The organism is Sphingomonas sp. AX6 (assembly GCF_902506605.1).
Lineage (GTDB): Bacteria > Pseudomonadota > Alphaproteobacteria > Sphingomonadales > Sphingomonadaceae > Sphingomonas.
Genome location: NZ_LR733979.1, coordinates 281,194 through 304,808, shown reverse-complemented (window position 1 = coordinate 304,808; position 23,615 = coordinate 281,194). Strand labels below are relative to the sequence as shown.

Annotated in this window: 30 protein-coding genes; 8 read left to right on the top strand and 22 right to left on the bottom strand. The window is 64.4% G+C overall.

The window, feature by feature from the left end; translation table 11 throughout:
* Positions 1–26: 26 nt before the first annotated feature.
* The 10 genes from ENHY17A_RS01485 to ENHY17A_RS01440 all read right to left on the bottom strand — a co-directional run bounded on the left by ENHY17A_RS01485 (position 27) and on the right by ENHY17A_RS01440 (position 9,851).
* Positions 27–380, bottom strand: a complete 354-nt coding sequence (locus ENHY17A_RS01485; RefSeq protein ID WP_159709432.1) for a DUF6491 family protein — start codon at positions 378–380, stop codon at positions 27–29.
* Positions 381–390: 10 nt separating this feature from the next.
* Positions 391–999 (bottom strand): thymidine kinase, encoded by a 609-nt coding sequence (locus ENHY17A_RS01480; protein WP_159709431.1) that lies wholly within the window; start codon positions 997–999, stop codon positions 391–393.
* 37 nt (positions 1,000–1,036) lie between these two features.
* Positions 1,037–1,444 carry a 30S ribosome-binding factor RbfA gene (gene rbfA / locus ENHY17A_RS01475; RefSeq protein ID WP_159709430.1) on the bottom strand — a complete coding sequence of 136 codons (408 nt, stop codon included), beginning with the start codon at positions 1,442–1,444 and terminating at the stop codon, positions 1,037–1,039.
* 16 nt (positions 1,445–1,460) lie between these two features.
* Positions 1,461–1,832, bottom strand: a complete 372-nt coding sequence (locus tag ENHY17A_RS01470; RefSeq protein WP_159709429.1) for a helix-turn-helix transcriptional regulator — start codon at positions 1,830–1,832, stop codon at positions 1,461–1,463.
* Positions 1,833–1,840: 8 nt separating this feature from the next.
* The gene (locus ENHY17A_RS01465) at positions 1,841–2,080 is read right to left on the bottom strand and encodes a type II toxin-antitoxin system RelE family toxin (protein ID WP_159709428.1); all 240 of its coding nucleotides are present in this window, start codon (positions 2,078–2,080) and stop codon (positions 1,841–1,843) included.
* A 58-nt stretch (positions 2,081–2,138) separates the two neighbouring features.
* Positions 2,139–4,871 carry a translation initiation factor IF-2 gene (gene infB, locus ENHY17A_RS01460; protein ID WP_159709427.1) on the bottom strand — a complete coding sequence of 911 codons (2,733 nt, stop codon included), beginning with the start codon at positions 4,869–4,871 and terminating at the stop codon, positions 2,139–2,141.
* A 4-nt stretch (positions 4,872–4,875) separates the two neighbouring features.
* The gene (locus tag ENHY17A_RS01455) at positions 4,876–5,583 is read right to left on the bottom strand and encodes a DUF448 domain-containing protein (protein WP_159709426.1); all 708 of its coding nucleotides are present in this window, start codon (positions 5,581–5,583) and stop codon (positions 4,876–4,878) included.
* 177 nt (positions 5,584–5,760) lie between these two features.
* Positions 5,761–7,434: a transcription termination factor NusA gene (gene nusA, locus ENHY17A_RS01450; protein WP_159709425.1), complete on the bottom strand. Its 1,674-nt coding sequence runs from the start codon at positions 7,432–7,434 to the stop codon at positions 5,761–5,763.
* An 8-nt stretch (positions 7,435–7,442) separates the two neighbouring features.
* Entirely contained in the window at positions 7,443–7,985 is a 543-nt protein-coding gene (gene rimP / locus ENHY17A_RS01445) for a ribosome maturation protein RimP (RefSeq protein ID WP_159709424.1), read from the bottom strand.
* A gap of 156 nt (positions 7,986–8,141) precedes the next feature.
* Complete coding sequence (locus ENHY17A_RS01440) at positions 8,142–9,851, bottom strand: sulfatase-like hydrolase/transferase (protein ID WP_159709423.1); 1,710 nt, start codon at positions 9,849–9,851, stop codon at positions 8,142–8,144.
* A gap of 156 nt (positions 9,852–10,007) precedes the next feature.
* Between ENHY17A_RS01440 and ENHY17A_RS01435 the strand changes: the two genes are divergently transcribed.
* Entirely contained in the window at positions 10,008–11,174 is a 1,167-nt protein-coding gene (locus ENHY17A_RS01435; RefSeq protein WP_236547689.1) for a PQQ-dependent sugar dehydrogenase, read from the top strand.
* Positions 11,175–11,320: 146 nt separating this feature from the next.
* On the opposite strand, the gene ENHY17A_RS01430 is transcribed toward ENHY17A_RS01435, so the two are convergent.
* Positions 11,321–11,701 carry a PaaI family thioesterase gene (locus tag ENHY17A_RS01430; RefSeq protein ID WP_159709422.1) on the bottom strand — a complete coding sequence of 127 codons (381 nt, stop codon included), beginning with the start codon at positions 11,699–11,701 and terminating at the stop codon, positions 11,321–11,323.
* Positions 11,698–12,159 carry a PaaI family thioesterase gene (locus ENHY17A_RS01425; RefSeq protein ID WP_159709421.1) on the bottom strand — a complete coding sequence of 154 codons (462 nt, stop codon included), beginning with the start codon at positions 12,157–12,159 and terminating at the stop codon, positions 11,698–11,700. The genes ENHY17A_RS01430 and ENHY17A_RS01425 overlap by 4 nt, the downstream gene beginning before the upstream one ends.
* A gap of 166 nt (positions 12,160–12,325) precedes the next feature.
* On the opposite strand from ENHY17A_RS01425, the gene ENHY17A_RS01420 reads away from it, so the two are divergent.
* The 6 genes from ENHY17A_RS01420 (at position 12,326) to ENHY17A_RS01395 (ending at position 17,112) form a co-directional block, all read left to right on the top strand.
* A complete protein-coding gene (locus tag ENHY17A_RS01420) occupies positions 12,326–12,481 on the top strand; it encodes a hypothetical protein (RefSeq protein ID WP_159709420.1) in 156 nt (51 codons plus the stop codon).
* A 10-nt stretch (positions 12,482–12,491) separates the two neighbouring features.
* The gene (locus ENHY17A_RS01415; RefSeq protein WP_159709419.1) at positions 12,492–13,433 is read left to right on the top strand and encodes a hypothetical protein; all 942 of its coding nucleotides are present in this window, start codon (positions 12,492–12,494) and stop codon (positions 13,431–13,433) included.
* Positions 13,433–14,374, top strand: coding sequence for a HEAT repeat domain-containing protein (locus ENHY17A_RS01410; protein ID WP_159709418.1), 942 nt, complete (start codon positions 13,433–13,435; stop codon positions 14,372–14,374). The genes ENHY17A_RS01415 and ENHY17A_RS01410 overlap by 1 nt, the downstream gene beginning before the upstream one ends.
* A 10-nt stretch (positions 14,375–14,384) precedes the next feature.
* Positions 14,385–15,014 carry a winged helix-turn-helix transcriptional regulator gene (locus ENHY17A_RS01405; RefSeq protein WP_159709417.1) on the top strand — a complete coding sequence of 210 codons (630 nt, stop codon included), beginning with the start codon at positions 14,385–14,387 and terminating at the stop codon, positions 15,012–15,014.
* 37 nt (positions 15,015–15,051) lie between these two features.
* On the top strand, positions 15,052–15,837 hold the full coding sequence (locus ENHY17A_RS01400) for a crotonase/enoyl-CoA hydratase family protein (protein ID WP_236547688.1): 786 nt from the start codon (positions 15,052–15,054) through the stop codon (positions 15,835–15,837).
* 78 nt (positions 15,838–15,915) lie between these two features.
* On the top strand, positions 15,916–17,112 hold the full coding sequence (locus ENHY17A_RS01395) for an acetyl-CoA C-acyltransferase (RefSeq protein ID WP_159709415.1): 1,197 nt from the start codon (positions 15,916–15,918) through the stop codon (positions 17,110–17,112).
* Positions 17,113–17,137: 25 nt separating this feature from the next.
* On the opposite strand, the gene ENHY17A_RS01390 is transcribed toward ENHY17A_RS01395, so the two are convergent.
* From ENHY17A_RS01390 to ENHY17A_RS01380, 3 genes are read right to left on the bottom strand one after another with little or no spacing between them, the layout of a single operon-like run.
* The gene (locus ENHY17A_RS01390) at positions 17,138–17,815 is read right to left on the bottom strand and encodes a M48 family metallopeptidase (RefSeq protein WP_159709414.1); all 678 of its coding nucleotides are present in this window, start codon (positions 17,813–17,815) and stop codon (positions 17,138–17,140) included.
* Positions 17,812–18,258, bottom strand: coding sequence for a YcgN family cysteine cluster protein (locus ENHY17A_RS01385; protein WP_159714006.1), 447 nt, complete (start codon positions 18,256–18,258; stop codon positions 17,812–17,814). Before ENHY17A_RS01385 ends, ENHY17A_RS01390 begins: the two co-directional genes overlap by 4 nt.
* Complete coding sequence (locus tag ENHY17A_RS01380; protein WP_236547687.1) at positions 18,246–18,866, bottom strand: SCO family protein; 621 nt, start codon at positions 18,864–18,866, stop codon at positions 18,246–18,248. The genes ENHY17A_RS01385 and ENHY17A_RS01380 overlap by 13 nt, the downstream gene beginning before the upstream one ends.
* A 57-nt stretch (positions 18,867–18,923) precedes the next feature.
* On the opposite strand from ENHY17A_RS01380, the gene ENHY17A_RS01375 reads away from it, so the two are divergent.
* Positions 18,924–19,520, top strand: a complete 597-nt coding sequence (locus ENHY17A_RS01375) for an ankyrin repeat domain-containing protein (protein ID WP_159709412.1) — start codon at positions 18,924–18,926, stop codon at positions 19,518–19,520.
* Between the two features lie 32 nt (positions 19,521–19,552).
* On the opposite strand, the gene ENHY17A_RS01370 is transcribed toward ENHY17A_RS01375, so the two are convergent.
* From ENHY17A_RS01370 to dnaQ, 7 genes are all read right to left on the bottom strand, one after another.
* Complete coding sequence (locus ENHY17A_RS01370) at positions 19,553–20,044, bottom strand: MmcB family DNA repair protein (protein WP_159709411.1); 492 nt, start codon at positions 20,042–20,044, stop codon at positions 19,553–19,555.
* Between the two features lie 49 nt (positions 20,045–20,093).
* Positions 20,094–20,582: a cell wall hydrolase gene (locus tag ENHY17A_RS01365; protein ID WP_236547686.1), complete on the bottom strand. Its 489-nt coding sequence runs from the start codon at positions 20,580–20,582 to the stop codon at positions 20,094–20,096.
* Positions 20,583–20,932: 350 nt separating this feature from the next.
* The gene (locus ENHY17A_RS01360) at positions 20,933–21,274 is read right to left on the bottom strand and encodes a DUF1491 family protein (RefSeq protein ID WP_159709409.1); all 342 of its coding nucleotides are present in this window, start codon (positions 21,272–21,274) and stop codon (positions 20,933–20,935) included.
* Positions 21,271–21,744, bottom strand: coding sequence for a PaaI family thioesterase (locus tag ENHY17A_RS01355; RefSeq protein WP_159709408.1), 474 nt, complete (start codon positions 21,742–21,744; stop codon positions 21,271–21,273). The genes ENHY17A_RS01360 and ENHY17A_RS01355 overlap by 4 nt, the downstream gene beginning before the upstream one ends.
* On the bottom strand, positions 21,731–22,198 hold the full coding sequence (locus ENHY17A_RS01350) for a PTS sugar transporter subunit IIA (protein WP_159709407.1): 468 nt from the start codon (positions 22,196–22,198) through the stop codon (positions 21,731–21,733). The genes ENHY17A_RS01355 and ENHY17A_RS01350 overlap by 14 nt, the downstream gene beginning before the upstream one ends.
* A 72-nt stretch (positions 22,199–22,270) precedes the next feature.
* Positions 22,271–22,852 carry a ribosome hibernation-promoting factor, HPF/YfiA family gene (hpf, locus tag ENHY17A_RS01345; protein ID WP_159709406.1) on the bottom strand — a complete coding sequence of 194 codons (582 nt, stop codon included), beginning with the start codon at positions 22,850–22,852 and terminating at the stop codon, positions 22,271–22,273.
* Between the two features lie 66 nt (positions 22,853–22,918).
* A complete protein-coding gene (gene dnaQ, locus ENHY17A_RS01340) occupies positions 22,919–23,608 on the bottom strand; it encodes a DNA polymerase III subunit epsilon (RefSeq protein ID WP_159709405.1) in 690 nt (229 codons plus the stop codon).
* Positions 23,609–23,615 lie beyond the last annotated feature (7 nt).

Genomic DNA, 23,615 nt, shown 5'->3' with positions numbered 1-23,615 from the left:
CCTTCAGGGGAAGCGAAATGGGGGTCTCAGCGGTCGCGCGAGCGGCGCGGGTCGGCGCTTTGGTGGATTGCCTTCACCCCGCACGTCCGGCGCGGTTCGTTGGCGACGGTGATCGTCGAAAACCGGTCGAACGAGCCGTCGATATGGGTGCGGAACAACAGCCGCGGCGACGTTGCGAAATCGATGCACGGTCCGGACAACGTCACCCGGTACCAGCGTCCAGGCCCGCGCAAATAGACGGTGCTGCCGTCCTCCCCCTCCTGCCAGTCGCTGATCCCGCCATTCGCAGCGGAACCAATCCGCTTCACTTCGCGACCGATTTCAGGAGCACTGTGTTGCGCCGGGAAAGCGAGCGCGGCGAGAAGCAGGAGCATCGACATGGAGGTGACCCTAATTCGCCCGTTCTGAACCGGTGCTGAGCGAGCTTTCCAACGCTTCGCTGAAATGCCGCCTGCACATCGCGACGTAACGGTCGTTGCCACCGATCTCGGTCTGTGCGCCGATGGCGACGGCGTTGCCGCTGTCGTCGACACGCAGGTTCATCGTCGCCTTGCGCCCGCATGCGCAGACCGATTTCAGCTCGACCAACGCATCGGCGATCGCCAGCAGCCGCGCCGAACCGGGGAACAACTCCCCTTGGAAATCGGTGCGCAGGCCGTAAGCAAGCACCGGAATATGCAGTCGGTCGGCAACCGCGGCCAACGCGTCGACTTGCGCGGGCGTAAGGAATTGCGCCTCGTCCACCAGCACGCAGCCGACGGTGCGCTCGCCATGTTCGGCGGCGATGTCGGCGAACAGATCGGTCATCGCATCGAACAGCTGCCCCTTCGCCGCCAGTCCGATCCGCGATCCGATGATCCCCGCCTCCACCCGGTCATCGAGTGCGGCGGTGTAGAGCATCGTGTGCATCCCGCGTTCGCGATAATTGAAATCGGCCTGGAGCAGCGTGGTCGATTTCCCCGCATTCATCGAGGCGTAGTAGAAATAGAGCTTGGCCATGACGCTGCGACCTTAACCGAGCGGAAGCGAAACGCGATCAGCTTTCGCCGTCGCCATCCTCGCTCAGATCGCGGGCGACCTTGGGCGCGCGGAGGAGCTGGTCGATGCGCGTGCCTTCGTCGAAGCTATCGTCGGCCAGGAATTTGAGCTTGGCGGCGTATTTCATCTTCACGCGGCTCGCGACTTCGCGCTGGAGGTAGGCGGTGTTGGTCCTGAGCGCCTTGATCACCTTTTCCTCGTCCTGGCCGAGCAGCGGTTTCACGAACACGGTCGCGTGGCGCAGGTCGGGGGACATGCGGACTTCGGTGACGCTAACGAGATGCTTGGCGAGCGTCTCGTCATGCACGTCACCGCGCTGAAGGATTTCGGACAGGATGTGACGCATCTGCTCGCCCACGCGCAGCAGGCGGACGGAGCGGGTTTCGGTGGTGTTGTCGGGTTTCATCAGGCTTTCGAACGATTCAATTGGGCGTGATATCGTCGATCGCGACGCCAAGCTCGTGAGCGATTGCGTTCCACGTCTGAAGGGAGCCGTTGCGATCGCCAAGTTCCATTTTTGAGATCATCACTTTGCTTACTCCAACCGCTTGCCCCAGCGCGTCTTGAGTAAGTCCGCGGTGATTCCGCCAAACCCGAAGAGGATTCTCGCCCGCCAACAACCGATCGACCATATCGGCAGGCAGAAACTCCTCGCCATCGTTTCGTCGCTGCTCGGCACTTGTGGCGGCGGCAACGTCCGCACGCTCTTCGGCAAGATCGACCAGCCGCTCATAATCCCTAATTGGTAGGACGACCATCTTTTGGCCGGAAATTTCAACGATCTGGGCGGTCACTGCATCACCTAATAAACCGATCCACGCGGCGCGATGTCATCGATCCACAGGATGTCGTCCTCAATCCGGAAGATGACTCGCCAATCCTGCACGCGCAACCGATATTCAGGTCGGCCCTGCAACCGTTTTATATTGGCACTGGCCGACAACGGATCACGCGCTAAATCGTCAATCTTTGTGCGGATCAATGCCCGCTTGTTCGACCTAAGCAGCGATCGAGCCGCCGAGGATGAGAACCGAACCTCCACACCATCATCTTAGAGGAAAGGCTATCGGTGTTGCCACCGATAGCCTTTCCTCTAGCGCCTACAGCGTCCGTTCGCGCATTTCGACTTCGAAGGTTTCGAGGAAATCCCCGGCCTTGATGTCGACGAAGTTCTGGCTGAACGTCACGCCGCATTCCAGACCGGCGCGGACCTCCGCCACATCGTCCTTAAAGCGACGCAGGCTTGCGATTTCGCCCTGATAGATGATGACATCCTCGCGGGTGATGCGTGCCTTGAGCGCCTTGCGGATGATGCCTTCGGTGACCAACAAGCCTGCCGCCTTGCCATGCTTGCCTGCCGAAAAGACTTCGCGGATTTCCGCACGGCCGACGACCGTTTCGAAAGCCTCAGGGCCAAGCTCGCCTGCCATGCCTGCACGGATTTCGTCAGTCAGGGCATAGATGACGTCATAATATTTGAACGCCACCTTGTTCCGGTCGGCGATCTCGCGTGCCTTGGCATTGGGACGCACGTTGAAGCCGATGATCGGCGCGCCGCTGGCCGCGGCCACGTTCACATCGCTTTCGGTGATGCCACCAACGCCCGAATGCAGAATCCGAACCTTGATATCGTCGGTCGAAATCTTGTGCAACGCGCCCAGGATCGCCTCGACCGTGCCTTGCGTGTCGGCCTTGACCACCAGCGGATATTCGATCGCCTGCTTGTCCTTGAGCGCACTGAACATGCTCTCGAGGCTGGCAGGGGCAGAGGTTGTCCGCTGCTGCTGGATGACGCCTGCGCGATATTCGGCGACTTCGCGCGCACGCGCTTCGCTTTCGACCACCTGCAACGTGTCGCCCGCCATCGGCACACCGGACAGGCCGAGCACCTCGACCGGCATCGACGGCCCGGCTTGCTTCACCTGACGGCCCTTGTCGTCGATCAGCGCACGGACCTTGCCGCTTTCGGCGCCGACAACGAAGATGTCACCGACCTTCAGCGTGCCGCGTCCGACTAGAATCGTGGCGACTGCGCCGCGACCCTTGTCGAGCTTGGCTTCGACCACGGTGCCTTCGCCCGGACGATCGGGATTGGCGCGCAGTTCCAGCAGTTCGGCCTGAAGCTGAATCTTTTCGATCAGGTCGTCCAAACCGGTTTTCTTGAGCGCCGACACTTCGACGTCCTGGGTTTCGCCGCCCATCGCCTCGACCTGGATGTCGTGCTCCAGCAGACGCTCGCGCACTTTCTGGGCATTGGCGTCGTGCTTGTCGATCTTGTTGATCGCCACGATCATCGGCACGCCTGCCGCCTTGGTGTGGTTGATCGCCTCGATCGTCTGCGGCATCAGCCCGTCGTCGGCAGCGACGACCAGCACAACGATATCGGTGACATTGGCACCGCGCTGACGCATTTCGGTAAAGGCTTCGTGGCCCGGCGTGTCGAGGAACGTGACCGACGACTTGTCCTTCATCGTCACTTGATACGCGCCGATATGCTGGGTGATCCCGCCCGCTTCGCCGCGCACCACATCGGTGCCGCGCAACGCGTCGAGCAGGCTGGTCTTGCCGTGATCGACATGGCCCATGATCGTGACGACCGGCGCACGCGGCAACAGCGCGTCCTCGGTATCGTCGGCAGTGTCGAGCACCAGATCGATGTCGCTATCCGACACGCGAACGATGTTGTGGCCGAATTCGGTGACCAGCAATTCGGCGGTGTCCTGATCGATGACCTGATTCATGGTGACGGGCGAGCCCATCTTGAACAGGGTCTTGACCAAGTCCGCGCCCTTTTCGGCCATGCGGTTTGCGAGTTCCTGAACGGTGATCGCCTCAGGCACCTTGACGTCGCGAACCTGCTTGACCTGCGGTTCGCGCGAGCCGGACATGTGGCTGCGCTTTTCCTTGTCACGCGCACGTTTAAGAGCGGCGAGGCTGCGCGCACGCGCACCATCGTCGCCACCCAGTGCGCGATTAACGGTCAGCTTGCCCGACTGACGACGATCGTCGCCCTGACGGGCACCGCGCGTCGGCCGCTGCGGCGGATCCTGACGCTTGGCAAGCGGAGCCGCGTTCGGACCCGAAGGACCGGTGCGCGCAGGCTGCGACGCCGAGGCGGGTGCCGCTGGTTCGGGCGCTGGCTTGGGCGCGGGTTTCGGGATTTCGGGACGTTGCACCGGCGTAAAGCGGCGCGGTGCGGGCATCGACGGATCGAGTTGAAGCGTGATCGGCTCCGGCGGCGCGGCTGGCGTCGGTGCGGGCGCAGGTGCTGCGGCGGGTGCCGGGGCAGGTGCATCCACGACCCCGGCGTCCTCGGCCTTGGGCGCGTCTTTCGCTTCGACCTTTGGCGGCTCCGCCGGTGCAGGCGCGGCCTTGGCCGTCGGCGCAGCAACGGGCGCTACGGGCGTCTCGAAATCGGCCTTGGCCTTTTCCTCGGCGCGGCGGCGTTCTTCCTCGATCGCCTCGACGCGCAAGCGCTCGTCGCGGCGACGGCCTTCCTCAAGCGCGTTCATCCGCGCTTCTTCGGCCTCGCGCAGCAGCTTCGTCTGAAGCTCCTGACGCGACAACAGGCTTTCGCCCGCCGTTGCGGGACGCTGAGGCGCAGCCGGAGCGGCTGCGGGCGCAGGCGCGGGTGGCGCAGCAGGTGCCTCGGCTTGGACCGGCTGTTCTTCGCCCGGACGGCCAATGACGCGACGCCGCTTGACCTCAACCACCACGGTATTCGAACGGCCATGGCTGAAGCTCTGCTTCACCTTGCCCGTTTCGACCGTGCGCTTGATGCCCAGCGGTGCGCGTGCGCCGAGTTTCGGCTTTTCGTTGTCCGTATCGCTCATCCGGTTACTCAAATTCCCTAGCGTCGTTCGTCGGTTCGTCCGACGCGCCTGTCGCGCCGTCCGATGGCCCCTGCGAAAGCGTTTCGCAAGGCTTGGTCGCACCGTCAGGTCCGATAAAATACAACCAGCGGGCCAGGCTTTCGCCCACCCGCTTTGCCGCTCTCGCGTCGATCAGCCCGGCATGTACCACATTTTCGCGGCCAAGGGCTAAAGACAATATGGTGCGCGAAACGGGCAAATCCAAGCCCGTCGCGCCCGAACCCTCCTGATCGCGCCCGACTCGCCATGCCTGGTCCAGCTTGCGCGTGCCATCCGCACCGGCGTCGTCGGCATGGACCAGCAGATGCAATTTGCCCGAGCGCGCGGCCTTGTCGATCTTTTCATGTCCGATCACGACATGCCCGGCCTTCGATTCGAGTCCGAAGCGGTTGAGCGCATCGCGTTCCAGCGCATCGGCAATGCGTTGCGGCAGGTCGTCGGGGATCGCCAACGGTGCGCCTTTGAACGCGCGCGCCAGCGCACCTTTCAGCTTACCCTTGGCAATCGCGGTTTCCAACTCGCCGCGCGTCACGCCGATCCACGCGCCGCGCCCCGGTGCCTTGGCGCGGACGTCGGGCAGCACGTCTCCGTCCGGCGACACCGCCAAGCGGATCAGGTGATCGCGCGTGTCGGATTCGCGTGACAGAATGCAGGTGCGGATGGGGTCGCTCATGCGCGCGCCTCCATCTGTTCGTCACCCCGGACCTGTTCCGGGGTCCACCGTGCGTCAGGCGCGTCGAAAGGAGGCCGGGCGGCACGCATCCGTGCGCCAACCCAGTTCCGGAATCGCGGCACCGTGGACCCCGGCACGAGGCCGGGGTGACGGGTAGCTTGGGTCAGCCCAGCCGTATCATTGCTCGGATTCCGCAACAGCGTCCTCCGCACCGGACGTACCGGTTTCCTGATCCGCGTTGGTTTCAGCCTCAGCCTCGACCTCAGCTTTCGCTGCGTCTTCGTCTTCGAACCAGTGGGCGCGGGCGGCCATGATGATCTCGTTGCCCTGTTCGTCGCTCAGGCCATAGGACGCCAGGATTCCGCCCTTGTCTTCGGTGCGCTTGGGCGCGTCCTCGTTGCGGCGGCGCGGTTCGATGCGCTTTTTCTGAACCAGTTCGTCGGTCGCCAGATCGGCCAGATCGTCGAGCGTCTTGATCCCCGCCTTGCCGAGGGTGACCAGCATCGCTTCGGTCAGATAGGGCATTCCGGCCAGATCGTCCTCGACGCCCAGTGCCTTACGCTCGGTGCGATTGGCTTCTTCGCGGCGCTCCAGTGCTTCGGCGGCGCGGTTCTGAAGCTCGCCCGCCAGATCCTCGTCGAACCCTTCGATGCCGGCCAGCTCGTCGATTTCGACATAGGCGACTTCTTCGAGTTCGCCGAAGCCTTCGGCAACCAGAAGCTGTGCCAGCGTTTCGTCGACGTCGAGTTCGTTCTGGAACATTTCCGAACGTTCGACGAATTCCTTCTGGCGCTTCTCGCTCGAATCGGCCTCGGTCATGATGTCGATCGCCTTGCCGGTGAGCTGGCTGGCGAGGCGGACATTCTGGCCGCGGCGGCCGATGGCAAGCGAAAGCTGATCGTCGGGGACGACGACTTCGATGCGGTCATCCTCTTCGTCGATCAACACGCGGCTGACGCTGGCGGGCTGAAGCGCGTTGACGACGAAGGTCGCGGTGTCCTCGCTCCAGGGGATGATGTCGATCTTTTCGCCCTGCATTTCCTGGACCACCGCCTGAACGCGGCTGCCCTTCATGCCGACGCACGCGCCGACCGGGTCGATCGAGCTATCGTGCGAAATCACGCCGATCTTGGCGCGGCTGCCGGGATCGCGAGCCGCAGCCTTGATCTCGATGATGCCGTCGTAGATTTCGGGCACTTCCTGCGCGAACAGCTTCTTCATGAAGTCGGGATGCGCGCGGCTGAGGAAAATCTGCGGCCCGCGGTTTTCGCGGCGGACGTTCAGGATGATCGAGCGGATACGGTCGTTGACGCGCACCACTTCGCGCGGGATCTGCGCGTCGCGGCGGATGACGCCTTCCGCACGGCCCAGATCGACGACCACATGGCCGAATTCGACGCGCTTGACGACGCCGGTGATGATCTCACCCACGCGGTCCTTGAACTCGTCGAACTGGCGGTCGCGTTCTGCGTCGCGGACCTTCTGGAAAATGACCTGCTTGGCGGCCTGGGCTGCGATGCGCCCGAATTCGATCGGGGGCAGCGGATCGACGATATAGTCGCCGACGACCGCACCCTTTTGAAGCTTCTCGGCTTCCTTCAGATTCACCTGCTTGAAGTAGTCATCGACCGCCTCGACCACTTCGACGACGCGCCACAGGCGCAGATCGCCGGTATTGGGGTCGAGCTTTGCGCGGATGTCGTTTTCGGCACCGTAGCGCGAGCGCGCGGCGCGCTGGATCGCGTCCTCCATCGCCTCGATGACGATGCCCTTGTCGATCAGCTTTTCGCGCGCGACGGCGTCGGCGATCGCGATCAGTTCGGCACGGTTGGCGGTAACTGCGGTGGCCATCGTTTGAATCAACCTTCCACTTCGATGATGTCGTCTGCGCCCTCGGTGGAGAGCGGGCGGGTTGCTGCGATCAACTTGTCGGTGATCGTGAGTTTTGCGTCGGCGATATCGGCAAATGCGACCGTCATCGGCTGATGCTTGCGCACATCGACCGTCACCTGGTCGCCCTCGACCCCCATCAGGATGCCGGTCAGTTGCTTGCGATTGTCGACCTTCTCGGTCAGCGTCACGCGAGCTTCATGGCCCTTCCAATCCTCGAAATCCGCAAGCCGCGTCAGCGGGCGGTCGATACCGGGGGAGGAGACTTCCAGCCGATACGCATGGTCGATGGGATCGCGGCCCGCTTCTTCCAGTGCGTCGAGTTGCTCCGAAATCCGGCGCGACAGCGCGGCGCAATCCTCGATCGTCAACTGGCGGGTGTCGGGGCGCTCGGCCATCACCTGAAGCGTCGGATCGCTCTCGCCGCCGAACATCTTCACGCGCACGAGCGCCAGACCCAAAGCAGCGGCTTCGGGTTCGATCAGCGCTGTCAATGCGGCGATGTTCGCCATGCGTGGTCCATATCCTGTCTGCCCGAAGGCGGGTCGTGTCGCGCAAATGCGCCGGGTCGTTGCCGGTCCCGGTGGGGCCAGCCTCGTCAAGGTTTCCGATGTCGAGAACAAGGCGCGATATAAGTCGAATCGCATTCGCTGGCAAGCGATAGCGGTTCAGCGCGTCTCGCTATCCGTGGCCGGGGGCCGTGGCAGCTCGTCGGGATAGATCGCGAGCCACTGGGGCAGGCGTCCCAGCCGTGCGTTGAAACGCGTGTTGAACCGCATCTCGTCGTCGAGCGGCATCGTCAGGGTCGCGCCGTAATCGCCGGCGGGATAGCCCATCAGCCCGAGCAGCGTAGGGAAGAACTGATAATGGCTCGCTCGATTCGCATTGGCCGACGCCGCCCCGCCCCAGTCCGGCCCGCCCGCGCCCTCGCCCGCCAGCACGACGATCGGCACCGCGCCTTCGGCAGGGGTTGGGCTACCCGAACAATGCGTACTCGCCCCCGGTCGTCCGACTTCGTTCAAATCCTGCCCGTGATCGGCGGTGTAGAGAATCGTCGCATTGCCGACCCCGCCCGCGAATAGCCGGTCGAAGAATCCGCCGACATTCCATTCCACCGTGTTGCGATAGGCGTTGCGATAGCGCCGCCAGCCTTTCCCCGAATCGTCGAACCCCTCCCGACTGGCGGTATCGACGATCCCCGCAAAGCCACCGCGCGACGGAACCGGCGCATAGCGGGTCGCGGATTCGGGATATTTGGCCTGAACCGGAAAATGCGCGCCGATCTTGTTGACGACGATCACGTCGCGCACATTGTCGCGCAGCAGTTCGGACAGCCGCGCAGCCACCGCATGGTCGCGGTCGATCACATCGACGTCGCCGAACTGGACGAACCGGTCGATATCCTTCGCCTCGCTTGCGTCCATACCGTTCTGAAACGCGCCGCCGGTGCGCTGCGCGTCGAGATAGACAGTGCGATACCCCGCAGCCTTCGCATATTGCCAGATCGTCGGTCCGGCGGTGTTTCGGAGATGATAGTCTTCGCGCGTGCCGCCATGGCGTAGCGTCAGGTTCGACCCCAGGCTGCAATGCGTCACCGCCGCACCGATGCCGAAATTGTGGATTGCGACGCCTGAGCGCGGCTGCGCCAGACCCGACCGCACGCCAGCGGGGTCGTTGACGTCGAGATAGGTAGGCGCGATGCTTTCATCGATCAGCAACACAATGTCGCCGCTGGCGCTCGGACGTCCGGGGGTGAGTTCCACCCCACGCGGCTCTACCGAAGGGCGCGTCGCGCGTTCGCTCCCCAGCAGCAACGCATAGGCGATCGGGGGCCACGCGCCTGGCACACCGCGCGCGCCATCGCCGCCGCGCATGAACAGCATCGCGGTAAAGCCGATTAGGATCGCCAGCGGTATCGCAATGCCCGCTTTCCAACCGAATTGCGGTCGCGTGCGCGGACGCAATCCGACCCCCAGCCACAATGGCAGCGCGCTCAGCGCCGCCAGCCCGATCTGGCCGCCATGCTGCGCCAGCGCATCGCCGAAGAACCCGGCGGCATCCAGCATGTTGAGGAAGCTTTCATAGGTGAAATGCTGACCCGTGATCCGTTCGTTCGCAGCCATGAATCCGGCGGAGACGAACAGCAGCAATGCGATCGGCCAGCGTATCCGGTCGCTATGGATTCGCGACACCAGCCACAAGGCCAGCACCAGTGCGCCGAACAAGGCGACATAGGCCGGCAACGCCGCCGACACGCCCAGCGACTGCACCCGTTCGACGATCGCATCCCCCCCCAGCGCCAGATACACCAGCAGCAGCATTTCCTTGATCGGCCAGTCGCTCGGACGACGGACAGGAGGAAGGGCGGTGCGTGGCATGGGGATCGATCTTAATCGCGGTCGCTTTTCATCGGGTTAACCGTCTGAGGCGCGATCCGCTCGACGAATGCGCGCCGGGATGCGATGAACCATCTCACAATATCGTGCGTTGGCTTGAGCGATAATCACGACCATTAAATTTTAAGGGGAAGATGCGTGCTCAACCTTCGTTACGGAGCGACTGCGTTCGTTCTGCTCGCCGCCTGCAATCAGGGCGGCGTCGCCAATGCCGGCAATGTCAGCGACAATAGCGCGCAAGCCGCGGCGCCGATGGGCGAACGGCCTTTCACCGTCGCCAATGTCGCCGACCTCGACGCACCCTGGGCGATGACCTTTCTGGCCGATGGGCGGATGCTGATCACGGAAAAGAGCGGCCAGATGCTGCTCGCGTCCGCCGATGGCCAACAGCGTATCCAGGTCGCGGGCATTCCTGCGGTGGACAGCGCCGGGCAAGGCGGGTTGATGGACGTCGCGCTCCACCCGCAGTTCGCGCAGAACAACCTCGTCTATTTCAGCTATTCCGCCAGCGGCCAAGGCGGCAAGGGCGTGGTGCTGGCGCGCGGTCGTCTCGTCGCAGCCGATGGCCAGGCGCGGCTGGAGCAGGTATCGACACTCTATCGCGCGACGCCCTATGTCGAGGGTAACGGCCATTATTCGGGCCAGATCGCCTTTTCGCCGGATGGCCAGCACCTGTTCTTCGCGATGGGCGACCGTCAGAAATTCGATCCCGCTCAGGACAAGGGCGGTACGCTGGGCAAGATCGCGCGGCTGACGCTCGATGGCCAGCCTGCGCCCGGCAATCCGCTGGCGACGCAGGGCTTCCGTCCCGAAGTCTGGTCGTACGGTCACCGCAATATCCTGGGGATGGCGTTCGATGCCTCGGGCAGTTTCTGGCAGCAGGAAATGGGGCCGAAGGCCGGCGACGAGTTGAACGTCGTGCTACCAGGCCGCAACTACGGCTATCCGATGGTGTCGGACGGCGACCATTATGACGGGCGCGACATTCCCGATCATTCGACCCGCCCCGATCTCGAAGCGCCCAAGGTGTCCTGGCCGGGCACCGCGATCTCGCCTGCCGGTCTGATGATCTATTCGGGCAAGTTGTGGCCGCAGTGGCGTGGCGACGCCTTCATCGGCGCGCTGTCGGGCCAGGCGCTGGTGCGGGTCGACGTGAACGGCACCAACGCGACCAAGGGCGATCAGTGGGATATGGAAACGCGCATTCGTGACGTCGCCGAAGCGCCCGACGGGTCGATCTGGCTGCTTGAAGACGGCGGTCGCGGTGCGGGTGGCAAGCTGATGAAGCTTTCGCCGACCGGGTAATCCCTAACCGTTCGTGCTGAGCTTGTCGAAGCACTGTCCTTTTCTTCGTGCCGCTGGGCGGAAAGGAAGACAGAAGAACAGTGCTTCGATACGTGCCTTCGGCGCTACTCAGCACGAACGGGGTGATGGTTAGTCCCTGTGGTCCCCTATCGTGTCAGCAGGTAATTCATCCGCGCCGACGCGATGGGCTTTGTCGCATCATCCTGCCACGCCACCGCCTCGACATTGGCGATCCGGCTACCCAGCCGGGTGACCGTCCCTTTCGCACGCGTTGGCAATTCGCGTCCGCCGCGCATGTAATCGACCGTCACGCCGATCGGCTTGCCGCGCGCATCCTCGTCGTCCAGCGCATGCCAGAGCGCGACGATCGCCGCCATTTCGAGCAGACCGCCGATCGCCCCACCATGCAGGAAGCCGGGGCGCCCCGGAACATCGGAGGAAAACGGCATGACCAGCACCGGCGGCTGGCCGTCGTCCGACCGCTCGACTGTCACTCCCAGGAATTCGGCATAGGGCGGCAGGCTCATGTCGGTGCACCGGTAAACATGAAGGTGGCGGCAACCTGGGCCAGCGGATCGCTCGGGTCGCCGTCATGTGCCTGGCCGCGGACGAACGCGATGCTGCGCGTCACGCGGTAGCATTCGGCGCGCCCGATGACGGTCTCGCCGGGCGTTGCGGGGCGAAGATAATCGATCCGCAGGTCCAGCGTCGCCTGCGGCACGAACATCTTGCGCGCCAGCCAGATCGACGATCCGCACGCCATGTCCATCAGCGCCAGAATCGCCCCCGACGCCATCACCCCGGTTTCAGGATCGCCGATCAGCTTGTCGGCATAGGGCAGCGCCAGTTCGATCCAGTCTTCGCCATGCGCGTGATAGCGCATCCCGAGCGCACCGACATGCCCACCCAGCCGCGCGGCGAAAAATCGCTGCGGGTCGATCGGGCCGGTGAATCCGACGGCTTTGGCAGGGCTGGCATCCGACATGATGGACGAGCGCCTACACGAAGCGCGGGGCCACGGGCAATCGTCGCTGCAGGAAGGAGAGCGAAGATCGAAAATTACATCGTTGTAACTCGGATTGCGGTCGTTGCCCCCGTTAGGCTGTCGGTGCCCGCCCACGATGCCGGCACCTGACAAGGGAGACACCGCGATGAAGTTCACGCTCGACCTCGCCCAAATCGCCGAGTTGCCGACCCAGATCGCGACCTCCACCGCGTTGCGCGTGGCGGAAATATCGGGCGACGACATTTTCGAGATGGTGATCGCAGTGGTCACGATCATCTATGAGACCCAACCGAATAGCTGAGGCGCCCGTGGTGCCGCCCGTCAGCAACCGATTGCGGGACGCCATCGTCGCCGCGCGCGCGCCGAACCATCGCATCGCACAGGCGTGGCGCGACGGCGATCCCATCCGGCGGTTGCGCGATGCATGGGACGGGGTGGCGGACGTGGAAACCGCCGCTACCCATGCGGCACGGCTGCTGGCCGATCGGGCATGGGTGGCTGCCATCTTCGCGCCGTTGATCGACGCACTGGCCGCCGATCCGCTGTTCGATCCGCCGTTCAAGGTCAGCCGCGACGCGCTTCGCACCAGCGCGCGGATCCACGACTGCCCGACCGGCTCGCTCACCGCGACCTTGCTGTCGGCGGCGGCGTTGCGGCGCAGCAAACCCGCAACGACGATCGTCGTGCCGGGTCGGCTGTCGATCATGCGCGTCCATGTTGGCGGCGGTGCCACGCTGCGTCGGTGGCGGGCGGAACAGGTCGCCGGGGACTTCACGCTCGCAACGGCTGGCCCGGCACACCCGCTGCCGCGGCTTGCGCTGGACGACGGGGTGGTGCTGCGCATCGACGGGCGCAGCGATGCGATGCTGATCACCAATGCGGCACGCGATGTGGTGACGCTCACCGCGACGCTGCGCATCGGTGCCGCACCGGTAATGCGCGAATATGATCGCCACGACGGGCGCGCACGCCGCGGCGCGACGCTCGACGAACGCGCGGCGCGCAGCCAGATGCTGCTGACCTTGCTGCGCGCGAACGGGCGCGGCGATTGCGGCCCGGCCTTCGATGCGGCGAGCCGCGACCCGGCCTTTTTCGTGCGGTGGGACGCGATGCGTCAATGGCTGGCGAGCGACGCGGAGTCCGCGGTCACGCGGCTAACTGAAATGGCGGCAAGTGATCCGAACGACGATATTCGCACGCTTGCCGGTGCGACGCTGGTTCAGGTCGCAGCCGCGCGGGCGGCGCACGCCTGATGCCGCGGACGATCGATCCCGGTAGTGGCGATGCGATCACGCTCGATGATTTGTTCGCGATCCTCGACGACAGCCGGATCGACGTGCGCGACGAGGATGCGTTCGCCTCGCTTGGCCCGGCGCTCGCGCGGCTTGGGCGCAATCCCCGCTTCCTCGCCGATCTGGCGATCGCCGAACTCGCGCAGCGATGCGATGGGCAAGCGCGGGGCAATGATTATGGCGCGCAGGTGTTTCTGCTCCGGCCCGCCGATGGGCGGTTCGTTGTCCGCGCCAATTTCTGGCCCAGCGAGCACGATCCCGCCTTCGTCGCGAGCGGCGCGGCAGCATTCTTCTACGGCCTACCGCACGACCATAATTTTCCGTTCCTGACCTATGGTTATCTCGGCCCCGGATACTGGAGCGATTATTACGAAGTCGATCCCGCACGCGTCCAAGGTTGCGTCGGCGAGGATGCCGGGTTGCGATTCATCGAACGCAGCCGGTTGGGGCCGGGCAAGCTGATGCTCTACCGGATGCGCCGCGACGTGCATTCGCAGGCTCCGCCCGATGCGTTTTCGGTGTCGCTCAACATATTGGGGCATGACCCGGCGCAGCCCTGGACCGATCAGTATCGCTACGACCTGCAGGCGGGCACGGTCGATGCGATCCTGACGACGACTCCCGGCGAAGCGTTGCTGGCGCTCGGCACACGGTTCGGTGACGGCAACGGCATCGATCTGGCGGCGCGCTTTGCATTGCGCCACCCGTGCGAGCGGATGCGGCTGACCGCGATCGACGCCTTGTTCCGCGCCGACCCGGATGCGGCGATCCCGATCCTCGAACGGGCGACTGCCGATCCGGCGCGTCGGATCGCGCTCGCAGCGGCGGTCCGGCTGGATGGCCTCGCGCAATCGCCTCCGAACCGGACCGATCGGTCGGCAAGCCTTCACCTCGCACGATAAGATTGTGCTGGTGGGGAAGATCGTCGCAACCAACGTGAATCTGGCCGGACTCGACGCCGCAGCGTCGGCGCGCGGATTAAGCCTGGTGTCGTTCGATGCCGCCGACTGGCGCGGGCTGGCTGCACTGTTCGTCGATTGGCGCATGCAGATCGGACCTGCCCGCGAGCTGGTCGATACCATCCGTGGTCGCGGCTGGCGCGGGCCGATCGTGCTCCGCGCGATGGGTGGCAGCGCGATGGTGGCGCTCGCGATCGATGCCGGTGCCGACGACGCCGTAGATGGCCGCGCGGGACCGGAGGAAATCGCCGCCCGCCTTGCCGCTGCCGTCCGCGCGCCCACAAACCGGATCGGCGTCGGCGATCTCGTCATCGACCGCATTCAGCGCAGCGCCCAACGCGCCGGGCGGCCGATCGACCTGTTGCCGCGCGAATATGCGTTACTCGTCCACCTCGCCGAACGCGCAGACCAGGTCGTCAGCCGCGGCGCGCTGCTGGATGCCGTGTGGGGACTGCGGATCGACCCCGGCACCAATGTCGTTCAGGTCCATGTCTCGCGCCTGCGCGCCAAGCTCGATCGCGGGCAGCCGCATCCGATGCTGCTCAGCGAACGCGGAAAGGGCTATCGCCTCGCCCCCGGATGACGATAGGCTCGCCACAGATATTCAGGGAGAGCATCAGGTGAGCGAAGACCGCGTCACGATCGAGATCACCGATGGCGTCGCCGATGTGCGCCTCAACCGTTCGGACAAGCTCAATGCGCTCGACCGCCCGATGTTCGACGGCATCGTCGCCGCGATCGACCGGCTGGCGGAGACGCCAGGCCTGCGCTGCGTGGTGCTGTCGGGCGAAGGCCGTGCATTCTGCGCCGGCCTGGACATGGCGGCGATGGCAAGTGGCGGATCGGGCATCGACCTCGACCATCGCCCCTGGGGCGACGCCAACATCGTCCAGCAGGTCGCCTGGGGATGGCGCACGCTGCCGGTGCCGGTCATTGCAGCCGTCAGGGGCATCGCGTTCGGCGGCGGGTTTCAGATCATGTCAGGCGCAGACATCCGCATTGCCGCACCGGAAACGCGCTTTGCGATCATGGAGATGAAATGGGGGCTGGTCCCAGATATGGCGGGCTATGCGCTGTGGCGCGGGTTGGTGCGCGACGATGTCCTGCGGGAACTGACCTATACTGCGCGCGAATTCGATACAGCGGATGCGGCCGAATACGGCTTTATCACGCATGTGAATGACGACCCCCACGCCCATGCGATGAGCCTGGCGCGCGAGATTGCCGAACGCTCTCCGCAGGCGATCCGCGCGGCCAAGCGACTGGCCAATCTGGTCGCCGAAAGTGACGGAAAATCGATCCTTCTGGCCGAAAGCGACGAACAGTCGAAGGTGATCCGCCAGCCCAATCAGGTCGAAGCGGTGATGGCCGGCATGGCAAAGCGCAAGGCGGTGTTCACCGACTGACCCGATCTTCCAACTTTGCGATCGGTGGCGAATTCTCTAGGGATTGGGCAATACCCGAAACCGCAAAGGAACGATCCCATGCGCGAAGCCGCCATCGTCGCCACTGCTCGCACCGCCATCGGCAAGGCCTATCGCGGCGCGTTCAACGCGACCGAAGCGCCGATCCTTGGCGGCCATGTGATGAATGCGGTGGTCGAGCGGGCAGGCATCGACCCCGCGCGGATCGACGACGTGTTCTGGGGCGTGGGCAACCAATGGGGCGCGACCGGGGCCAATGCCGGGCGCATGGCGATCTTCGCCGCCGGATTGCCGCAGTCGATCCCCGCCTTCACGCTCGACCGCAAATGCGGGTCGGGGTTGAACGCCGTGGCGCTGGCGGCGCGATCGATCATGTGCGACGAAATCGAAGTCGCGCTCGCGGGCGGCCAGGAATCGATCAGCCTGACCGTGACCAAGGACGCACCGCGCGCGCCGTCGCAAGCGGTGCTGGCGAAGGAGCCTGCCGCCTATATCCCGATGATCGAGACCGCAGAGATCGTCGCGGAACGCTATGGTATCAGCCGCGAGGCGCAGGACGCCTTCGGCGCGATGAGCCAGCAACGCGCGGAGGCCGGTTTGGCCAGCGGCGCGTTCGCCCAAGAAATCGTCCCGATCACGGTCGAAAAGGCGTTGTTCGACAAGGCGGGCAATCGCACGGGCACCGAGACGGTGACCGTCACCCAGGACGAAGGCATTCGCGCGGGAACCACGCTTGAGGCGCTATCGGCGCTCAAACCGGTGTGGAAGGACGGGCAGTTCGTCCCCGAAGGACGCCACGTCACCGCGGGCAATGCCAGCCAATTGTCGGACGGCGCATCGGCACAATTGCTGATGGACCGCAAGACGGCAGAGGCCGAGGGCAAGGATATTTTGGGCATCTATCGCGGGTTTCAGGTCGCAGGATGCGCGCCCGACGAAATGGGCATCGGCCCGGTCTTCGCAGTGCCCAAATTGTTGGCACGCGCCGGTCTGTCAGTCGGCGATATCGGCTTGTGGGAAATCAACGAAGCGTTTGCGAGCCAGGCGCTTTATTGCCGCGACACGCTGGGCATCGACCCCGACAAGCTCAACGTCAACGGCGGCGCGATCGCGGTCGGCCATCCGTTCGGCATGACCGGCACGCGCCTTGTTGGCCACGCGCTGATCGAGGGACGGAAGCGCGGCGTACGCTGGGTGGTGGTGTCGATGTGTACCGCAGGCGGCATGGGGGCTGCCGGATTGTTCGAGATCGTCTGACCCCGATCGCGCGGATCATTCCCGGCTATTCCCGCCCCACCCAGTGCAGCGCGACGCCATTGCCGCGTAGCCAGGCGCGCGCCAGCACCGCCTTTCCGTGGGACAATTCCGCCTCCAGCGCGCGGAACTCGCGACCGTGATTCATATGCACCCGGTGTGCGACTTCATGCGCGACGATCGCGCGGCGGACCCAGGCGGGGCTGAGCACCAGTCGCCACGAATAACGGATTGCGCCTGTTGAGGAACAACTCCCCCAGCGCCCGCGCGGATCGCCCACCGACACACCGCTGACGACGACACCCGCGCGGCCTGCGAATTCGGCGGTGTCCACACTCAACAGCCGCAACGCTTCGCGACGCAGCCAGCGCAAGATGCGCGCCTGAAACAGTGCTTCCGGTCCAGTACAGATCAGCGCACCGTCCTCGATCTGCGGCGTGCGCGGCCCCCCATCCACCATGCGCGCGGTCAGCGGCACGCTGTCCACCGTCAACAGGCTACCGTCGCGGATCGGCTGCGCGCATGGCAGTTTCGATTGTTGTGCCGCAATCCACGCCTGTTGCCCCTGCGCCCAGGCCAGTGCCGACCGCGCCGATGCGCGCGGCGGAATGGTGAGACGAATCTCGCCGGTCACCCGGTCCACTGACAGCTTCGCACCGCGGGATCGCGGATTGCGAACGACGGTGATCTCGGGCGCTTCGCTCACAACACTCGGTCGGTCAGATGATGTTCGAGGTCTCCCGCCACGACTTCGGACACCGTCCAGCCGCGGGTCGAAATCCCGGCAGTGTGAACCGTCTCCCGGTCACCCGAAATCAGGTAATGCCAGGGCTGGAGCGTCTGTCCTTCCGCCAACAGGCGATAGGCACAGGTGGACGGGAGCCAGGCGATGGTGGCCAGCGATTGCGGGGTCAGCCGCACGCATTCGGGCACATGCGCTCGGCGATGACGATAATCGGTGCAAAGTGCGGTCTGGCTGTCGAGCAACCGGCACGCGACATTGGTCGCATGAACCTCACCCGTCTCGTCATCTTCCAGCTTGTGGAGGCAGCATTTGCCGCAGCCGTCGCACAATGCCTCCCACTGCGCACGGTCCATCTTGTGGAGCGGCGTGGTTTCCCAGAACGGCTTGGTCGTCACGTCACCCAGCGCTTGATCTCGGCCGCGATCGCCTCGGGGCTTTCCTCGACGGGCAACAGCGCGATCGGCTCTCCGTTCGGCCCCATCAGATAGGAGAGCTGCTGGTGATCGACCAGATAACCGCCGCCTTCGCTGGTCGGCTGGGCAGCGTAGTAGATAGCAAATCGCTTGGCGACCGCGGCGATTTCTTCGGGCGTTCCCGTCAGCCCGACCATCCTCGGGTGAAAGTTAGATACGAACGCCTTCACTTCGGCGGGGCCGTCGCGCTGGGGGTCGACCGTGACGAAGAACGGTACGATCCGCTCCGCGATTGCCGGATCGGTCTTTTCCAGTAACCGCACCGCTGCACCGATCCGCTGGGCATCGACCGGGCAGATGTCGGGGCAATAGGTATAGCCGAAATACATCACGCGGTATTTGCCTGCGAATTCGGTGTCGCTAACCCGCTCGCCATCCTGGTTGGTCAGGGTGAACGGCCCGCCGATCGTCGCGCCGGCAAGCGGGGCTTCGGCAGTGGCATTGTCGGCGGGGGAGGCATCGCCGCATCCGGCGAGCGCGAGCAGGGCGGCAGCGATGGCGCTGCGAAAAACGATCTGGTTCATGGCGAAGCCAGCCATGATCTGTTAGATGCCCAAGCGCAAGTTCGAGTCAGAGTATCGGGATACCCAACACCAATGACCCTCCGCCTGTCGATCGCCGCGCTCGCGCTGTCGCTGACCCCCGGCATTGCCACCGCCCAGAATTACTCGCCCGGTTACCAGTTTCTGGAATCGGTGCGCGATTCAGAGGGCGAAAAGGTCACCGCGACGCTCAATCAGCCGGGATCGACCATCATCAATACGCGCGGCGCCAATGGCGATGGCGCACTGCACATCGTCACCCGGCGTAGCGATGCGGTCTATCTGCGCTTTCTGCTGCAAAAGGGTGCCAATCCCAATATGGAGGATGGGCAGGGCAATACCGCGGCGATGATCGCGGTGGAGAATGGCTTCGTCGATGCGATCCCGATCCTGGCGCGGTACAAGGCGAACATGAACGCGGGCAATTCTCGGGGAGAGACCCCGCTGATCCGCGCGGTGCAGAACCGCAATCTGGCGGCAGTACGCGTGTTGCTCGAAGCCGGGGCCGATCCTGATCAATCGGACAGTTTCGCCGGGATGTCGGCACGCGACTATGCCACCCGCGACGGGCGTTCGCGGCCGATTTTGAAGCTCATCGAAGACGCGCCAAAGGCGAAGGCAGCGACGGTCAGCGGTCCCCGCGTCCGCTGAGCGAACGCGACCCGCCTAACGCCCAAATTTCATCAAAACAGAATCTCCGCATCGGGATCGACCAGGCCTAACAGCCTGCGTCCGGCACGCCGCGCAAAGGCAAGCGTGCAGGTCTTGCGCATATGGGCGGGCATTGCCGCGCTCGTCGCCTCTCGCATGATCGCGGCGTCGTAGCGATCGGCGACGATCACCCCCGATCGTTCGGGCATGAATGCCGCGCCATCGAGCGGGGAGGCATCGAAGCCACCCGGCACCGCCCAGAAGAATCGGTCGCAATGGTCGAGATATTCTGTCCATTTGCAGTCGCCGAGCAGGTCGGCACGCGATACCTTGATCTCGACGATGACGATCCGGCCCTTGCCGTCGATCGCCATCAGGTCGGCACGGCGGCCACCTGCCAGCGGCACTTCGGCCATCGCCACATAATCGTGGCGCAGCAGCATCCGGCTAACGCCGCGCGCCACGTCGATCGCCACGAGGGGGGGAGGGGAGATCGACGTGGACGCGGGCGACGGCATATTCATGCCGCAACTCTAGAACAAGTGGGGAACAGTTGAAAGGGCTCGGTTGCCCTTAGCGGTAGAAGATGTGGTTGCCGACCGATCCGACACGCGCCAGCCGCCAACGCGGTGAGACATAGCGGGCATGAAAGAACAGCGCGCCATCGGTGGGGCTTTCCCATGCTTCGGCCTGCGCGACGCGGGCAACGGCGACCGCGGTCTTCCATGCCTTGCTGCCCGGATTGACCGACGGCAGCTTGCCGCCGCGCACGAACGAGAACTGTCCGCGCTGGGTCAGCACCGAACAGACCGAACCCGGGAAGCGCCCAGATTGCGAGCGGTTGAGGATGACGTCGGCAACCGCGAGCTGGCCGGCCAGCGGTTCGCCCTTCGATTCGAAATAAACTCCCGTGGCGAGGCAGCGGAGTTCTTCGTTCAGATCGTCGGTGCCGTGATGCGCATCGACCGCAGCGGCCAGCGACGCGAATTCGGCGCGTGCGGCATCGCTCGCATCGTCTTCCTGCGTTTCGGCGGGGAGGGGCTGAACGATTTCCCCGGGCATCCACACGGTGGGGACGGCTTGCGGGGCGGGGGCGGGAACCGAAGTGACGGCTCGACCATTTACATCTTGTTCGATCGCTATGGGGACTTGCTCCTGGGCGATCGTGGGAGTCGTGGCCGCGAGCGTACCGGCAGCAGCAACGACAATCGCCGCGAAGGACGCGGCGCGAAACGGAAACTTCATCTACAAACGTTCAAATGCGGTTGATCCGCGGAACGCCGGGCACAAGGATCGCTATCGATCGCCGACGTCCGGGTGATCCCCCGACTGCGTAACCGCCCGGCAAAGACCCGGCAAACGGCACAACGCATCAAAACAGACGCGCCCTATCTTGTCGCAGTGCAGCAAAGTCAACCCTGGACGATCGTTTCAGCGACGAATCGTTCTGCCTCTGCGACATCGACCTCGATCACCCATAAATCGGGGTCGCTGCGCCGCCTGCGCTGCCAGTAATCGGTGACGGCATGCGAATCGGCAAAGCTGTCCGGTCCCGATGCAATCAGTTGGACTGTCCCGCTTTGACCCATACCCCGTTCGAAAAACCGGGGATCGACCCCGCGATCGAGCGTCAGGACCAGGATCGCGCCCGCTTCCGCATGCCCCTTGGCCAGGATCATCGCTGATCCGCCTGCCTGATTCACGCGGCGCACCAGCGCACTGGCGAGCAGATGTGTCGGCAGCCGATCGTTCATGCCGGAATGCGGTAACCGGGCAGGTCGGCGAGCGCGATTCGCGAGCGCATGAACGTGCCGGTGCCGCGCGCCGCTTCGTCACCATCCGGCCCGATCAGTCGCGCATCGGCGACGAACACCCGACGCTGGCCCGAAATCCAGCGCCCCTCCGCAATTACCGGCCCGACCGACAAGGGGCGAGTGAACAGCAGGTTGAACTGCGTCGTCAGCAGGAACCGGTCGGTGACCAGGCTGTTCGCAGCATAAAAGGCCGCATCGTCAAGCATCTTAAAATAGCTGGTCCCATGCGCCGCGCCTCCCGCGTGGAAATGGCGTTCGTCGATGGTGAAATGAATCCGCGAAAGCCCTGCATCGACGATTTCCAGCCGCGATTCGAAGAACCGGTTGATCGGTGCGGCGGCATAAAGTGATTCGAGCGCACGGTAATGGCGCGACGCGCCCGCGCTCGCTTCGCCGTCAGGCAGCGTCACGCGCCTCTACCCCCGCCAGCAGCGCATATAGCGCATCGCCGCTGCCCGCGCCGCGCAGCTTGTCCGCGAAACCGCGGTCGCGCATCGCCCGCGACACGCGCGCTAGTGCCTTCAGATGCTCCGCCCCGGCATCGCCCGGCGACAACAGCATGAACACCAGATCGACCGGCGCATCGTCGATCGCGTCGAAATCGACCGGCTGGGCCAGCCGCACGAACAGCCCGCGCACCCGGTCGATTCCGTCGATCCGGCCATGCGGTATCGCGACTCCCAACCCAAACCCGGTGGTGCCCAGCCGTTCGCGGTCCGCGATCCGGTCGGTTACCATGCGCGCGTCCAGACCCCAGGCGCGATGCGCGGCGTCGCCCAGTTGCGCGAACAATTTCTTCTTCCCCGCCACCGGCATATCGGCCAGCACGGCTTCGGGAATCAGCAGATCGGTCAGGTCGGTCATCAATCAAATATCGGACGCGCGCGCCATACGCTGCGCGCGCGTCCGTCCTTCGCATTACAGGTCCGGTCGTGGTCAGCCGCGATTGGGCTCGACCCAGCCTATGGTTCCGTCGTGGCGCCGATAGACCATATTGAACGCCCCCGTCCCGCTATTTTTGAACAGCAGCGCGTTGGTGTTGCGTAGGTCGAGCATCATCACTGCATCCGACACGCTGGCATCGGGCACATCGACGCGGGTTTCGGCGATGATCAGGGGCGCGTCCTCGACCTCTTCCTCTTCCTGTCCACCGCCGAACACGGTGTATCCGGCATTGTCGAACATGCCTGCATCGGCATCGATGGGCGCGACGGGTGCGGTCTTGCGATCCTTCAACCGGCGCATATAGCGGCGGAGCTGTTTTTCGATCTTGTCGGCGGCACCTTCAAACGCGGCGTGCGCGTTCTGCGCATTGTCGGATGCCTTCAGGACTAGCCCCTGCATCACATGCGCGATGATGTCGCAGGTGAAGCTGTCATGTGGGCCTTTCCCGAAAATCGCGTGTGCCGATAACGCGCGAGAGAAATATTTGTCGGCGATCCCCTGGAGGCGGTCCTGGACGTGAGTCTTGAGCGCTTCGCCCGTGTCGACCTGATGTCCCGAGACGCGGATTTCCATGTTTTTCCTCCTTAGAGATGAACGTAATATCGACGGGTCGTCACACCCGCCGACACGCTCAACGCATCAACCGGATGCGGCGGTCCCCCACAATGGATCTTTCAGCCCCGCGACGAAGGCGGCGTGGCGCGCAAGCTCGGCATCGCTCACCGCAAACACCCGTGGCGGGCGTATTGCGCGCTGGACGCTCACCGTCGATATCGCGACTTCCTCGACCACCACTTCTGCCAATCCTAGCCCGATCTGGCGTCCGCCGCGCAGCTCGACATAGACCTGCGCGAGCAATTGCGCGTCGAGCAGCGCGCCGTGGAGCGTGCGGTGGCTGCGGTCGATGCCATAGCGATTGCACAGCGCGTCCAGGCTATGCTTGGCACCCGGATGGCGGGTCCGCGCGATCACCAGCGTATCGACCATCCGGTCCATCGGCACGATTGCCCGACCGCAAAGCTTCAGCTCGCCGTTCAGGAATCCCATGTCGAAATTGGCATTGTGCGCGATCAGCGGACAATCGCCCAGGAACGCGAGCAAGTCTTCACAGATATCGGCGAACAGCGGCTTGTCGGACAGGAAGGTTTCGGACAAGCCGTGCACCGCCTGTGCCTCGGGCGGCATCGACCGCTGCGGATTGACATACGCGTGAAAGGTCCGCCCCGTCTCCACCCGATTGATCATCTCGATACAACCGATCTCGACCAGCCGGTCACCCCCCGAGAAGCTCAATCCCGTGGTTTCGGTGTCGAAGATGATTTCGCGCATGGGTGGG